At 76.0% G+C, this 13,558-nt stretch carries 14 protein-coding genes; 6 read left to right on the top strand and 8 right to left on the bottom strand.

Annotation, left to right across the window (positions count from 1 at the left end; genetic code table 11):
- Positions 1-17 precede the first annotated feature (17 nt).
- Positions 18-758 carry an ABC transporter permease subunit gene (locus BJ983_RS10615; RefSeq protein WP_179793762.1) on the top strand — a complete coding sequence of 247 codons (741 nt, stop codon included), beginning with the start codon at positions 18-20 and terminating at the stop codon, positions 756-758.
- Positions 755-2,590, top strand: a complete 1,836-nt coding sequence (locus BJ983_RS10610; protein ID WP_179793761.1) for a chorismate-binding protein — start codon at positions 755-757, stop codon at positions 2,588-2,590. The genes BJ983_RS10615 and BJ983_RS10610 overlap by 4 nt, the downstream gene beginning before the upstream one ends.
- An 81-nt stretch (positions 2,591-2,671) precedes the next feature.
- Here BJ983_RS10610 and BJ983_RS10605 read toward each other — a convergent pair whose 3' ends face one another.
- Positions 2,672-3,103 (bottom strand): ACT domain-containing protein, encoded by a 432-nt coding sequence (locus tag BJ983_RS10605; protein WP_179793760.1) that lies wholly within the window; start codon positions 3,101-3,103, stop codon positions 2,672-2,674.
- A gap of 42 nt (positions 3,104-3,145) precedes the next feature.
- Between BJ983_RS10605 and prpB the strand changes: the two genes are divergently transcribed.
- A complete protein-coding gene (prpB, locus tag BJ983_RS10600; protein ID WP_179793759.1) occupies positions 3,146-4,048 on the top strand; it encodes a methylisocitrate lyase in 903 nt (300 codons plus the stop codon).
- Between the two features lie 195 nt (positions 4,049-4,243).
- Positions 4,244-4,441: a DUF397 domain-containing protein gene (locus BJ983_RS10595; RefSeq protein ID WP_343054009.1), complete on the top strand. Its 198-nt coding sequence runs from the start codon at positions 4,244-4,246 to the stop codon at positions 4,439-4,441.
- 6 nt (positions 4,442-4,447) lie between these two features.
- Here BJ983_RS10595 and BJ983_RS10590 read toward each other — a convergent pair whose 3' ends face one another.
- The 5 genes from BJ983_RS10590 to BJ983_RS10570 are packed head-to-tail and all read right to left on the bottom strand — an operon-like array spanning position 4,448 to position 10,838.
- Positions 4,448-5,950 (bottom strand): sodium:solute symporter, encoded by a 1,503-nt coding sequence (locus BJ983_RS10590; RefSeq protein ID WP_179793758.1) that lies wholly within the window; start codon positions 5,948-5,950, stop codon positions 4,448-4,450.
- 34 nt (positions 5,951-5,984) lie between these two features.
- On the bottom strand, positions 5,985-7,106 hold the full coding sequence (gene nagA, locus BJ983_RS10585) for an N-acetylglucosamine-6-phosphate deacetylase (protein WP_179793757.1): 1,122 nt from the start codon (positions 7,104-7,106) through the stop codon (positions 5,985-5,987).
- Positions 7,103-8,329, bottom strand: a complete 1,227-nt coding sequence (locus tag BJ983_RS10580; RefSeq protein WP_179793756.1) for an anhydro-N-acetylmuramic acid kinase — start codon at positions 8,327-8,329, stop codon at positions 7,103-7,105. Before BJ983_RS10580 ends, nagA begins: the two co-directional genes overlap by 4 nt.
- Positions 8,326-10,110, bottom strand: coding sequence for an N-acetylmuramic acid 6-phosphate etherase (locus BJ983_RS10575; protein ID WP_179793755.1), 1,785 nt, complete (start codon positions 10,108-10,110; stop codon positions 8,326-8,328). The genes BJ983_RS10580 and BJ983_RS10575 overlap by 4 nt, the downstream gene beginning before the upstream one ends.
- Positions 10,107-10,838 (bottom strand): GntR family transcriptional regulator, encoded by a 732-nt coding sequence (locus BJ983_RS10570; RefSeq protein ID WP_343054007.1) that lies wholly within the window; start codon positions 10,836-10,838, stop codon positions 10,107-10,109. The genes BJ983_RS10575 and BJ983_RS10570 overlap by 4 nt, the downstream gene beginning before the upstream one ends.
- A gap of 97 nt (positions 10,839-10,935) precedes the next feature.
- Between BJ983_RS10570 and BJ983_RS10565 the strand changes: the two genes are divergently transcribed.
- Together BJ983_RS10565 and BJ983_RS10560 are read left to right on the top strand one after the other, a co-directional pair.
- Complete coding sequence (locus BJ983_RS10565; protein WP_179793754.1) at positions 10,936-11,499, top strand: MOSC domain-containing protein; 564 nt, start codon at positions 10,936-10,938, stop codon at positions 11,497-11,499.
- Between the two features lie 225 nt (positions 11,500-11,724).
- Entirely contained in the window at positions 11,725-12,306 is a 582-nt protein-coding gene (locus tag BJ983_RS10560; RefSeq protein WP_218890984.1) for a dihydrofolate reductase family protein, read from the top strand.
- Between the two features lies 1 nt (position 12,307).
- On the opposite strand, the gene BJ983_RS10555 is transcribed toward BJ983_RS10560, so the two are convergent.
- Together BJ983_RS10555 and BJ983_RS10550 are read right to left on the bottom strand one after the other, a co-directional pair.
- The gene (locus BJ983_RS10555; protein ID WP_179793752.1) at positions 12,308-13,114 is read right to left on the bottom strand and encodes a transporter substrate-binding domain-containing protein; all 807 of its coding nucleotides are present in this window, start codon (positions 13,112-13,114) and stop codon (positions 12,308-12,310) included.
- 9 nt (positions 13,115-13,123) lie between these two features.
- Positions 13,124-13,555, bottom strand: a complete 432-nt coding sequence (locus tag BJ983_RS10550) for a hypothetical protein (protein WP_179793751.1) — start codon at positions 13,553-13,555, stop codon at positions 13,124-13,126.
- Positions 13,556-13,558 lie beyond the last annotated feature (3 nt).

The raw sequence follows: 13,558 nt of genomic DNA, 5'->3' as shown, positions 1-13,558 counted from the left end.
CGGTGCGGTGCGCTCTGGTGGGTGCCCTGCTGGTCGTCGCCGTGATCGACCTGCCCATCGACGTGACGGACTTCGCGAACCGTCTCGACCCGCCGTCGGGAAGGCACCTCCTCGGGACCGACCAGCTCGGCCGCGACGTCCTCGTGCGTGTGCTGGGCGGCATCCGGTGGACCGTCGGGCTCGGGCTCGTGGCCGTGCTGGTGAGCCTGGTCCTGGGGGCCGCGCTGGGGCTGGCGACGGGGTGGCTGGACGGGACGCGGGCGCGGATCGTCGCGACGCTCGTGCAGTCCGTGGTCGACCTCGTCGTCGCGCTCCCGGCCCTGCTCGTCGGCCTGCTGGTGGCGGCGGTGCTGGGCCCGGGGCTCGCACCCGCCATCCTGGCGATCGTGGTGATGGGATGGGCGCCGTTCGCGCGGCTGGCGCACCGCCTCACCGTCGCGGCCCGGGCCGAGGAGTGGGTGCTCGCCGCCCGCTCGCTCGGCGCCGGGCCGACCTGGATCCTGCGGGTCCACGTGCTGCCCGCGATCGCGGCGCCGCTCCGCGAGGCGTTCACCGCCCGGTTCGTCGGCGCGATGCTGACCCTGGCGGGCCTGTCGTTCCTGGGCCTCGGTGTGCAGCCGCCGACGCCGGAGTGGGGCGCGATGCTCGCGGAGGGACGGACGTACGCCTTCGTCGCGCCGTGGCTGGTCCTGGCGCCGGCCACCGCGGTGGTGCTGGTCAGCGCGCTGGTCGGCCCCGTCCGGCGGCCCCACCGGTGACGCCGCGCCCGGCCGTCGGCGCCCGCTTCGACGACCTGCGGGCCGGGCGGGCCCTGGCCTTCGCCGCGCCGGACGACCTGCTCGTCGCGACCCGGCCGGACGAGGTGGTCCCGGTCCTGGAGGCCCTCGACGCGGCCGTCGCGCGCGGGGCCTGGGCCTACGGTCACGTCGCCTACGAGGCCGCCGGCGGACTCGATGCCCACCTCGTCACCCGCGAACCGGACCCCGACGGCCCGCCCCTGGTCCGGTTCGGGCTCACCACGACGGCGCCGTGGGAGGTGCCGGTGGTGGCCCCGGCCGGCGCCGCGCCCGGGCGGTGGACCGTGCGCGAGGACGCCGCGTCGCACGCCCGCCGGGTCGCCCTGGTGCACGAGCACATCGCGGCGGGCCGGACCTACCAGACCAACCTCACCACCCGGGTCGACGGCGAGCTCGACCTCGTGGGCGACCCCGACCTCACGGGGCTCTACGCGGACCTGGCCCACGCCCAACGCGGGGCGCACCACGCGCTGCTCGACCTCGGGCGCTTCGTGGTGGTCAGCGCGAGCCCGGAGCTGTTCGTCCGGCGCGAGGGCGATCGTCTGACGCTGCGGCCGATGAAGGGCACGGCCGCGCGCGGGCGCACCACCGCCGAGGACGACGTCGTCGTCGCGCGGTTGCGCGGCGACCCGAAGGAACGCGCCGAGAACGTCATGATCGTCGACCTCCTGCGCAACGACGTGGCGCGCGTGGCGGTCGACGGCACCGTCCGGGCCGGGGCCCTGTGCGTCGCCGAGCGCTACGAGACCGTGTGGCAGCTGACGAGCGAGGTCACCGCCACGGCCCGACCCGGCGTCGGGGTGACGGCGCTGCTGCGGGCGCTCTTCCCGTGCGGATCGGTCACGGGGGCGCCGAAGGGGTCGACGATGCGCCTGATCGCCGAGCTCGAGGACTCCGCGCGCGGCGTCTACTGCGGCGCCGTCGGCTGGGTCGCGCCGCCCGGCCACGGCACCGGCCTGCCGGACGTGCAGTTCAGCGTGCCGATCCGGACGGTCGTGGCCGACCGCACCACGGGACGCGCGGTCTACGGCACCGGCGGCGGGGTCACGTGGGACTCCGACGCGGCCGCCGAGTACGCCGAACTGCGCGCGAAGGCCGCGGTCCTCACCCGCCGCGGATCCCGCGCCGGCCTCCTCGAGACCTTCGCGGTCCGCGACGGCGTCGCCGTGCACCTCGACCGGCACCTCGCCCGGCTCGCCGATTCCGCGGCGTACCTCGGGCTCGACGCCACCGCCGTGCGGCCGGTCCTCGACGCGGAGCTCGCCGGCGTGGTGGACGCCCGCGTGCGGGTGGTGCTGCACCGGGACGGCCGGGTCGAGGTGCAGTGCGCCGCCCTGCCGGTCGACGACGGCCGCCCGGTCCGCCTCGCCCCGCCGTTGCTCTCCGACCCCGTCGACGCCCGGGCGTCCTGGCCGCACCACAAGCTCACCGACCGCGACCCGTACGAGCGCCGGCTCGCCGCGGCCCGGCGCGCGTGCCCGGAGGCCGACGACGTCGTCCTCGTCAACACCGACGGTGAGGTGACCGAGACGACGATCGCGTCGCTGGCGGTGCGCCTCGGGGGCCGGTGGTACACGCCCCCGCTCGGCGGCGGCGCGCTGCCCGGCGTGGGACGGGCCGACCTCGTGGACCGGGGCGAGCTCGTCGAACGGGTCCTGTACCCCGCCGACCTGGAGCGCGCCGACGGGATCGCGGTGGTGAGCTCGCTGCGGGGTGTGCGCCCCGCGCGGGTGAGCACCCACCGCGATCCCGTCGCGCGGCGAGTGGATGTGGGGCACGGCGGGCCGACGTGAGGACACCGACCGGGGGCGGCGAACACGACGGTGCGGACCCGGGTCGGGGAGGACGGGAACACGGGCGATCCCGCCGGACGACTACCGGCCGGGTCGCCCGCCGGCCCCGCGTGGTTCCCGCGCGTCGTCGCGCAGGGCCCGCAGCACCGCGAGGGCGCGGTCGCGGTGGTCGACCGGCACGAGCAGGTGGTCGTGGTGGAACCCGGCGAGCACGTTGCACGGGATCCCGGCGTCGCCGAGCGTGCGGGAGAACGCCGCGGTCAGCCCGACCGCCTCGAGCGCGGAGTGCACCGTCAGCGTCAGCCACGCCGCGTCGAACGTGGCGGACACGTCGAACTCCTCGGCGTCCGTGCTCCGCAGGACCAGCGTGACGCCCTCGTCCTCGACGACCACGGCGTGGGCCCGCGCGGTCGCCGGGTGCCCGGCGGGCACCGTGGCGTAGACGAACGTTCCGTCCCGGACGACGACGTCGAGCGTCGCCAGCATCTGCGCGAGGTCCGTGGAGCCGGTCACCGGTCCAGCCTGACAGCGCCGGCGCCGGGGTAGTCGGATCCCGTGCTGCACACGACGACGACCCCCGCGCAGCGACGGCGGGCGTTCCGCGCGGGCCTGGCGTCGGACACCCTGCAACGCCTGCCCGGTGCCCCGAACCCGCTGGCGGCCCGCCTGATCGCGGAGGCGGGGTTCGAGGGGGCCTACCTCTCGGGTGCGGTGGTCGCGGCCGACCTCGCCCTGCCCGACGTCGGGCTGACCACCCTCACCGAGGTCGCGGGCCGGGCGGGGCAGGTCGCCCGCGTCACCGACCTCCCGCTGCTGGTCGACGCCGACACCGGGTTCGGCGAGCCGCTCTCGGCGGCCCGCACCGTGCAGGTCCTCGAGGACGCGGGCGCCGCGGGGTGCCACCTCGAGGACCAGGAGAACCCGAAGCGCTGCGGGCACCTCGCCGGCAAGCGCATCCGCCCGCCGGAGGCGATGGAGCGGACGATCGCCGCCGCGGTGGGCGCCCGCCGTGACCCCGACTTCGTGCTCTGCGCCCGCACCGACGCGGCCGCCGTCGAGGGTCTGGACGCCGCGATCGAGCGGGCGCGCCGGTACGTCGACGCGGGCGCCGACATGATCTTCGCCGAGGCCATGGCCGGCGCCGCGGAGTTCGAACGGTTCCGCGCGGCGATCGAGGTCCCCCTGCTGGCCAACATGACCGAGTTCGGCCGCAGCGAGCTGCTCACCGTCGCGCAGCTCACCGACGTCGGCGTCGACGCCGTGATCTACCCGGTCACCCTGCTTCGCCTGGCGATGGGCGCGATCGCCGACGGTCTCGCGGCGCTCGCCGCCGAGGGGACCCAGGCCGGGCTCGTGGACCGGATGCAGACCCGCGACGAGCTCTACCGGGTCCTCGACTACGACGCCTACGCCGAGTTCGACAGCTCCGTCGCGGACTTCCGCCCGAACACCGGGTAGACCGGCAGCTCGATCGCGGTCACCGGCGGCTCGGGGACCACGGAGCAGCGCGCGTTCGCGCTCGACCTGCTCACCCGGTGGCGCGAGGCGATGGAGCGCGGCGCCCCGATCGGGTGAAGGTCGAGGGCCGTGCCGCTTTCGCGTACCCTTGTTACGTTCATGTTTCCGACACGGCCGGAGTGGTCAGCAGTGAACGTGCAGGGTCAGCGTTGGCAGTCGAGCACCTTCTCGAGCGGCGGCCCCAGCAAGGTGGAGTGGCGCTTCGACGGCGGACAGGTCCAGCTGCGCCACGGCGGACACTCCGAGCAGGGCACGCTCACGCTCAGCCGCGCCGAGTGGCAGGCGTTCCTCGCCGCCGCCAAGGCCGGCCAGGCCGGGTCGATCGCGTACTGAGCCCGCTCACGCCGGCACGGCGGGCTCCGGCTCGCCGGTCGGCGCCGGGTCGCGGCGCGGCCGCACCAGCGAGATCAGGCCCCCGACGACGAGCGTGACCACCACCCCGAGGACGACGAACCAGGGGAAGGCCAGCGCCTTGCCGTCGATCGAGACGCCGAGCGCGACGACCAGGGTCACCACGAGCGTGGTGACGAAGGCGGTGAAGGCCGCCACCCCGTCCGCGCGCCGGACCAGCAGGCCCAGCAGGAAGGCGCCGAGCAGCGCGCCGTAGGCGTACGACGCGATCGCGAGCCCGAGGACCACCACCGGGTCCTTCGACGAGGTGAACAGCGACGCGAACGCCACCATGATCACCGCCCAGGCCCCGGTCATCCACCGGGCGACCCGGAGCATCGTCCCCTCCGCCGGGCGCCAGCCCAGCCACGCGCGGCCCAGGTCGGCCAGCGTCGAGGTCGACAGCGAGTTCAGCGCCGAGGACAGCGAGCCCATCGTGGCCGCGAGGATGCCCGCCACCAGCAGCCCGGACAGTCCCATCGGGAGCTCGTTCAGAATGAAGGCCGGGAAGATCTCGTCGGTGCTCGACAGCCCCAACGAGGTGACCGACGCCCCGCCGTTGCGGGCCCAGAGCAGCGCGCCCACCAGCGAGAACAGCGCGAACTGGACCATGATCGCGAGGGCGGAGCCGATCATCGCCTTCCGCCCGTCGGACAGCGACCGGCACGACAGCACGCGCTGCACGATCAGCTGGTCGGAGCCGTGCGAGCCCATGGTGAGCACCGCCCCGCCGATGACGGCGGTGAGGAACGCGTACGGGTTGTTGAGGATCGGTCCGTCGAACTGGAAGACCGTGAACTTCCCGGCGTCCCAGGCCGCCGCCCAGCCCGCGCCGTCCACCTGGGTGGCGAGCACGACCACGCAGACGATCGCGCCCGCGACGTAGAGGCCCATCTGCAGGAAGTCGGTCCAGACGACGGCCTTCATCCCGCCGACGTAGGTGTAGGCCACGGTCACCGCCGTGATCACGAGGACGATGACGAAGTAGTTCACGTCGAGCCCGAACTCGGTGAGCAGCAGCTTGATGGGGATGGCCCCCGCGAACAGGCGCACGCCCTCGGCGAGCAACCGCGTGACGAGGAACGTCAGCGACGCGAGCCCCTGGGTGTGCCGGCCGAACCGCAGGCCCAGGTACTGGTAGGCCGAGACGAAGTCGCCGCGGAAGTACAGCGGCATGAGGACGAACGCCACGAGGGTGCGGCCGATCAGGTAGCCGACCGCGAGCTCGACGTAGGAGAACGAGCCGCCGTAGGCCACCCCGGGCACGCTGATGACGGTGAGGGTGGAGGTCTCGGTCGCGACGATCGAGAACATCACGGCCCACCACGGCAGGGACCGCTCGCCGGTGAAGTAGTCCGTGGCCGAGCGCTGCCGCCCGGAGAGCTTCAGTCCGATCACCGCGATCGCCACGAGGTAGGCGACGATGACGGCCAGGTTGACGATGTCGTGCATCCCGGCTCCTATCCGTGTCTCGTGGTCCCGGACCTCACGGCGCGACCTCCACGCCGTCGAGGAGCACGCGGGTGACGGCGAGGGCGTCGTCGAGGACGGTCACGTCGGCGACACCCCCCGGCCGGAGCGCGCCGAGGTCGGGGTGGGGGCGGTGGGCGGCGCCGACGAGCCGGGCCGGGGTTGCGGTGGCCGCGACGAGGGCGTCGGCGAGGTCGATCCCGGCCCCGACCGCGACGCGCACACAGCCCGCGAGGGTGGCGGCGCTGCCGGCGAGCGTCCCGTCGGGGTTGCGCACGGCGCCGTCGGCGAGGGTGAGCTCGACGTCGCCGAGCCGGAAGGTGCCGTCGGCCCGGTCGAGCCCGGCGGCGGCCGTCGCGTCGGTGATGAGCGCCCAGCGGCCCGGGGCGGCCGCGGCGATCACGCGGAGCACGTCGGGGTCGAGGTGGTGGCCGTCGGCGATGACCGTGACGACGACGCCGGGGTGGGCGAGGGCCGCGGCGGCGAGACCGGGGGAGCGGTGGTCGAACCCCGACATCGCGTTGAACAGGTGGGTGGCGCCGGCGATCCCGGCGTCGAACCCGGCGTGCGCGTCGGCGGCGGTGGCGTCGCTGTGCCCGGCCATGACCGTCACCCCCGCGCGCAGGGCGGTCCCGAGCACGGCGCCCGCCCCGTCGAGCTCCGGCGCGAGCGTGGTGAGGGCGACCGCACCCGCCGTCAGGAAGGCCTGGAACGACGCCGGGTCGGGGGGGCGGAGGAACTCGGGCGGGTGGGTCCCGCGCCGCGCCGGGGCGAGGAACGGCCCCTCGACGTGCGCGCCGAGCAGGCGCGCGCCGTGCGGGGCCGGGCGGGCGGCGTCGAGGACGCGCAGGGCGTGGGTGGTGGTGTCGGGGGCGGCGGTGATGACGGTCGGCGCCACCGCCGTGACGCCGTCGCGCGCCAGCGCGGCCCGGAACGCGTGCACCTCGTCGACGTCGCCGACCGCGGTGAGGTCGACCCCCGCGTAGCCGTTGCACTGCACGTCCACGAGGCCCGGCACGGCGACCGCCCCACCGCGCGCAGGGGGCAGGCCGACCGCGTCGACCCGCCCGTCGACCACCGACACGTCGCCGCGGTGCAGCACCCCACCGACCAGAGCGGCCGACACGCCGAGCCTCATCGGATCTCCAGGCGGTGGACGGCCGCGACCGGCTCCGGCAGGCGCAGCGGCCGGTGCCCGGGACTGATCCGGCCGAGGACGCGGGGGGTGGTCGAGCCGGTGGCGCCGGGCAGGACCCCGGGGACGCCGTGCCAGGTCAGGGCGCCGAGGAGGGCGGTCAGCACGGCCTCCTTGGCGCCGGCGGGCAGGCCGCGGTCGTCGGCGGGCACGAGCGGGACCGGGTCGAGCTCGGCGGCGAGCGCCGCGCGCAGGGTCGGGTTGGTCATGCCGCCGCCGGAGCCCACCACCTCGACCGCACCGTGCGCGCGGCACGCGTCCGCGACCGTGCGGGCGGTCAGCGCGACGAGGGTGGCGGCGAGGTCGGCGTCCGCGATCCCGGGGGCGGCGTGGGCGACGGCGGCGTCGAGCGCGGGGGCGGTGAACCGTTCGCGGCCGGTGGTCTTGGGCGGGGGTGCGGCGTAGTAGGGCTCGGCGAGGAGGTGGCGCAGCAACCCGTCGTCCACGACCCCGCTCGCTGCCAGCGCCCCGTCGACGTCGTAGGCGGTGCCGGTGGCCCGCTGCGCCACGACGTCGAGCCAGCAGTTGGCCGGGCCGGTGTCGAAGGCGGTGACGTGAGGGGAGGATGCGAGCGCTCTCGTGGTGCGAGGGTTCCCCTCACGCGGGGTGGAGGGGTCGATCGGCGCGACCACGGTCACGTTGGCGATCCCGCCGAGGTTCAGCGCGATCCGGGTGTCCGGGCCGCCCTGACGGGTCGAGCTCCGCTGCGCTGCGTCTCCCGCGAGCCACAGTGCGTCGAGGGTGCTCGCGAGGGGCGCGCCGTGCCCGCCCGCGGCGATGTCGGTGGAGCGGAGGTCGCTGACCACCGGCAGTCCCGTCGCCTCGGCGATCCACGCGGGCTGCCCGAGCTGCAGCCCGCCGGTCGCGCGGCCGCCGGAGATGCCGTGGAACACGGTCTGTCCGAGCCACGCGACGAGGTCCGCGTCGTGTCCGGTCGCCGCGTCGGCGGCGACCCGGCCGATCGCGTGGTCCAGCGCTGCGATCTCGCCGACCGTCGTCCTGGCCGGTGGCAGCACCGCGAGCAGGCGCTCCTGCAGGCCGTCCGGCCACGGCACGGCCTCGTGCCGGCGGACGGCGAGCGTCGTCGTCGGCCCGACCTCGATCTCGCACACCGCGACGTCCAGCCCGTCCGCCGAGGTCCCCGACAGCATCCCCACGACGATCACCGGCCGACCACCGCCGGATCGACCGCCGCCCGCACCGACCCCGCCGTTGCCAACCGCTCGCGCGCCCCGGGGGAGTCCAGGCCCGCGAGCAGGGCCACGACCGCGGCGGCGACGTCGTCCCCCGCCGCCGTGAGGGCCGCCCGTGCCGTGTCGTCGTCCACCCCGGCGGCGTCCCGCACGATGCGCTCGGCGCGGCGGCGGAGCTTCGCGTTGGTCACGCGCACCCCGACCATCCACGGCCCGTAGGTCGCGCCCGCCCGCACCATCGCGGCGGTGGTCAGCGTGTTCAGGGCGATCTTCTGTGCCGTCCCCGCGGCCAGGCGCGTCGAGCCGGCGAGCACCTCGGGGCCGGTCACCAGCTCGACCGCCACGTCCGCGAGCGCGGCCACCGGGCTCCCGGTCGCGTTCACGACGGCGACGGTGGTCGCCCCGCGCGCCCGGGCGGCGGCCAGCGCACCGAGCACGTAGGGGGTGCGCCCGGAGGCCGCGACGCCCACGACGACGTCGTCCGGGCCGACCTCCGCGTCCTCGACGTCGACGCGCCCCGCCCCGTCGTCGTCCTCGGCGCCCTCGACCGCCGCGTCGGCCGCGTCGCGCCCGCCGGCCAGCAGCGCGATCGCCCGCGAGGGGTCGAGCCCGAACGTCGGCGGCAGCTCCGCGGCGTCCTGCATCGCCAGCCGCCCGGACGTACCCGCCCCGGTGTAGACGAGGCGTCCGCCCCGCCGGAACGCCGCGCCCAGCAGCTCCGCGGCCCGGGCGAGCGGGTCGGTCATCGCGGCGACCGCTCCCGGAGCTGCCGCCTGCCCGTCGACGAGCTGGGCGACGAGGTCCGGGGTCGGCAGGGCGTCGAGCTCCTCGGACCCGGGGCGGACGCCCTCGGTGGGGAGGCGGTCCGTGTCGGCCGCGGGCCCGGTCGCCGGTGCCCTGTCCCGACGACGGGTCACGCTCGCCTCGTGCGCGGTGCCGGTGTCCGCCGCGAGGGTGGTCAGCCCGTCGAGAGCGTCGCCGCGTGGGTCGCGCAGGGGCAGGCCGGCGGCCCGGAGGCGGTCGGCCAGGGACGGGGCCAGCCCGCCGACCAGGGCCACGCCTTCCGGTGGCAGGACATCCCCACCGTGAGCCGCCCGGGCGGTCGCCACCAGCTCCGCCACCGCCTCCTCGACGATCCGTCCGGCCACCGCGTCACCCGCGTCGGCCGCTGCGATCACCGCCGGCGCGAACGTCGCGAACGCGGCGGGGGAGGCGGGACGTCCGGCGAGCACCTCGCGGGCCGGTCCGGTGAGCGCGGTCGCGGGCCCGGCCCCGTCGAGCGCCCGCAGCGCCGCCCGCAGCCCCTGCTGCCCGATCGCGGCGCCACTGCCCGCGTCCCCGAGCAGCAGCCCGTGGCCGTCCGCCCGGCGCACCGTCCCCGCCGGGTCCACCCCCAGCGCGACCGCACCCGTCCCGACCGCCAGCACCACGCCCGGGTCGTGGCCGCCGAACGCGCCGACGTGCCAGGCGACGACGTCGGAGGTCACGGCGACCGAGTCGGGGGCCGGTCCGTCCCACCCCGTCGTCAGGAGCCCGGCGAGCTCGGCCGCCGCGGCGGGCAGCGTCAGCGCGCCGGGGACGCCCACGGCGAGGGTCCACGCCGCGCGGGGGACCGGAGCGACGGCGCGGCGCAGCACCGCGGCGACCGCAGGGGCGCCCTCGCCGAGCCCCGCCCCCGTCGTCAGGACGGACCGGGCACCGTCGACGGCGACCCGGGCGCCCGAGCGGCCGAGATCGACCGCCACCACCGTCACGGGACCACCGCGCCGGAGAGCACCGCGGCGCCCGCGGTCGCGTCGCCGGGCGGGATGATGTCCATCTCGATGAGGTAGCGGTCGCCGCGGGCGTAGGACTCGACGCGCTCGACGATCTCCCCGCGGTGGTCGCGCGAGGTCCGCACGAAATGCAGCGCGGGGGAGCCGGCCGGCACCCCGAGCAGCTCGGCGTCCCGCGTCGCGAGCACCACGGGCGCGACCGACTGCGTGCCCGAGCGGATCCGGCGGTCGAAGCGCTCGGCGAGGAGCTCGTAGTAGGAGGAGGGGCCGTCGAGGTCGTCGCCGGTCAGCCCCGGCACGCGGGACGACGGGACGTGGAGGGTCTCGAGGGTCATGGGCTCGCCGTCGGCGAGGCGCACCCGGCACACCCGCAGGACGGGCTCGCCGCCGGGCATCTCGAGGCGGGCGGCGAGGTCGGTGTCGGCGACGACGGTGTCCGACCACAGCAGTCGGGAGGACGGCTCCAGCCCGCGGCGCCGCATGTCGTCGCCGAACGAGGTGGCCATGAGCGGCTGCGCGACCGCGGGTCGGCGCACGAAGGTGCCCGCGCCGTGGCGGCGCTCGACGATCCGGCGGGCCATGAGTTCCTCGAGGGCCTTGCGGACGGTCGCCCGGGACACCCCGAACCGGGTGGACAGGTCCCGCTCGCCTGGCAGCATGGCTCCGGGGCCGAGTTCGGCGCACAGTGCGGCGACCTTGGCGCCCACCTCCGTCGATCGTGTCACCGCCACGGAGGAGGTATAGACCTCTGTTCCGTGTGAAGCAAGAGGTCCGGACCAATCGTCGAACGGCACAATCGGGACCGTGGAGATCGTCCGGCTCGCGGTGTCGAGGGAGCACGCCTACCTCGGGCGCCCGTCCGACGGCCCGGCCCGGGTGGACACCGCGACGCCGGCGTCGATCGAGCTGCGGGCCGGGTTCGGGGTCGTCGGCGACCGCTACTCCGGTCGGCCCGCCCACCGCGACGCCGCGCTGACGATCGTGGCCGCGGAGGCGATCGAGTCCGTCGCGGCCGAGCTGGGCGTCCCGCCGTTCGACCCGGTGCTGCTCCGCCGGACCGTGGTCACGCGCGGCCTCGACGTGGAGCGGCTGCGCGGCACCGACGTGTGCCTGGACTCCGGCGACGGCCCGGTCCTGCTCGGCGGCCGCCGCCCCGCCGCCCCCTGCGGCTGGATGGACGCCGTGCTCGCCCCGGGCGCGCACGCCCTGCTGCGCGGCCGGGCCGGCGTGCGCTTCGCGGTCCTCGGCTCGGGCACGCTGCGGGTCGGCCCGTTGACGGTCTCCTTCCCGACGACAGGTGGGGGCCTCTTCGACGAGGAGGTCCTGCTCGACCCCGCGCGGGCCGCCGTCGGGAGCCGGAAGCGCTGAGCCGGGCGTCGGTCCCGGCCTCGACCGTGTCCGTCGGACGATGAGGAGCGCGTCGGATCGAGATGGCGTTCCTGCGTCCTGCGGGTTCCCGTCACGACCCATGGACGCCACCTCGACGAGACCCCGTTCGCCGTCCCGATCGCCCCGATCCCTGCTACGGTCCCGACCGGTTGCACAATGCAACCCCTCATCGAAGGGGCTCCCGTGTCGGACACGACCTGCCACATGTCGGTCTCGGTGGACGGCTTCGCCGCCGGGCCGGACCAGAGCCGCGACGACCCGCTGGGGAAGGGCGGGATCGAGGTACATCGGTGGCACATCGGCGACCCGCGGGCGACGGAGGAGGACCGGACCGCCACCGGCTGGCTGATGCGCCCGCGCGGGGCCTACGTGATGGGCCGGAACATGTTCGGGCCCGTGCGGGGGGAGTGGGACGAGGACTGGCGCGGCTGGTGGGGCGACGAGCCGCCGTACCACGCGCCGGTGTTCGTGCTGACCCATCACGCCCACGAGCCCATCGAGATGGCCGGGGGGACGACGTTCCACTTCGTCACCGAGGGGTTCGACGCCGCCTACGCGCAGGCCCGGGAGGTGGCCGGCGACCGGGGCGTCGACATCGCGGGCGGCGCGTCCACCGTGCGGCAGGCCCTGCGCGCGGGGGTGATCGACGAGTTCACCCTCGACATCGCGCCCGTCCTGCTCGGGTCGGGGGAGCGGCTCTTCGACGACGTGACGGAGTTCCCCTTCGCACCCGTCGAGGTCCTGCACTCGCCGCTGAGCACGCACATCCGCTACCGCCGGACCTGAGTCACCCCAGCCACGGCTTCGCCGCGCGTGCCCACGTCCCGTCGGTGAGCGCGCCGGTGAGCCACCGGTTCACCGTGTCGACGAAGGCCGGGTCGCCCGGCGGGATCAGGTAGGCCTTCTGCGAGCGGTCGAACGGGGAGTCCGGGTGCTCCGCGCACAGCACGTCCGGACGGGCCGCGGCCTGCCACCGGGCCTCGATGGCGTCGGTGATCATCAGGTCGGTGCGGCCGTCGGCGACGGTGTCGTGGATCGTGTTGTTGTCCGGGTAGGGCACGATCGTCGCGGCCGTCAGGCGCGCCCGCACGAAGCGCTCGTTGGTCCCGCCCGGGTTGACCACCACCCGCACGCCCGGCCGGTCGATCTGCGCGAGCGTCGAGAACCGGCCGAGGTCGGCGCACCGGACGATCGGCGTCTTCCCGTCCTGCAGGTACGGCACGGTGAAGGTCGCCCGCGCCGCCCGGTCGGCCGTGACCGAGACACCGCCGACGGCGAGGTCGCACCGCCCGGCGGTCACGTCGTCGAGCAGGGTCGACCAGGTCGTCGGCACCATGGTCATCCGCGCGCCGAGCCGGGTCGCCAGGTCACGGGCCATGTCGACGTCGATGCCCGACCACGTGCCGGACGCGTCCCGGTAGGTCAACGGGCGGTAGTCGCCCGTCGAGCAGACGCGCAGCTCGTGGGTCGCCACGATCCGGTCGGTGGGAGTGCCGTTGGGAGTGCCGGCGGGGGCGCCGGTGGGGGAGCCGCCCGACGAGCACGCCGTCAGGACACCCAGCAGGGCCAGGAGGACCAGCACCGTCCGCCGCATGCGGGGACCCTAACCCGCTGCCGCGAGGACCATCCCGATCGCGACGACGCCACCGGCGGTCCACGCGACGACGCGGTACCAGTTCGTGCGGACCAGCCGCGCGAGCACCTCGTCGTCGTACCCGGCCGACAGCCGCTGGTGGCAGGGGACCGACACGAGCACCGTGACCGCCACGGTCGCGGCGCCGCACACCCCGGCCAGGGCGGCCGCCCAGAACGGCACGCCGTCGGGCCGCCACACGAGCAGCACCGCACAGGTGACGCCCTGCACCGCCCACGGCGCGGAGACCGTCCACGACATCAGGCGCGTGTGCCGGTCGTGCCAGTCCGTCCACGCGGACCGGTCGATGCCGGCGAAGCCGGGGTAGACCAGCACCTGGACCACCCACACGAGCCCGACGCAGAACCAGACGGCGGCGGCGTGGGCGACGAGGAGCGGCACGCC

It is taken from the genome of Actinomycetospora corticicola, from assembly GCF_013409505.1.
In the GTDB taxonomy this organism is placed as follows: Bacteria; Actinomycetota; Actinomycetes; order Mycobacteriales; family Pseudonocardiaceae; genus Actinomycetospora; species Actinomycetospora corticicola.
This window is presented reverse-complemented; position numbering and strand designations above follow the sequence as displayed.

Excerpts from the sequence above, each read along its gene's own strand:
- nagA (WP_179793757.1), bottom strand. The coding sequence starts at position 7,106 with ATGAGGCTCGGCGTGTCGGCCGCTCTGGTCGGTGGGGTGCTGCACCGC.
- BJ983_RS10590 (WP_179793758.1), bottom strand. The coding sequence starts at position 5,950 with ATGCACGACATCGTCAACCTGGCCGTCATCGTCGCCTACCTCGTGGCG.
- BJ983_RS10555 (WP_179793752.1), bottom strand. The coding sequence starts at position 13,114 with ATGCGGCGGACGGTGCTGGTCCTCCTGGCCCTGCTGGGTGTCCTGACG.
- BJ983_RS10560 (WP_218890984.1), top strand. The coding sequence starts at position 11,725 with ATGTCGGTCTCGGTGGACGGCTTCGCCGCCGGGCCGGACCAGAGCCGC.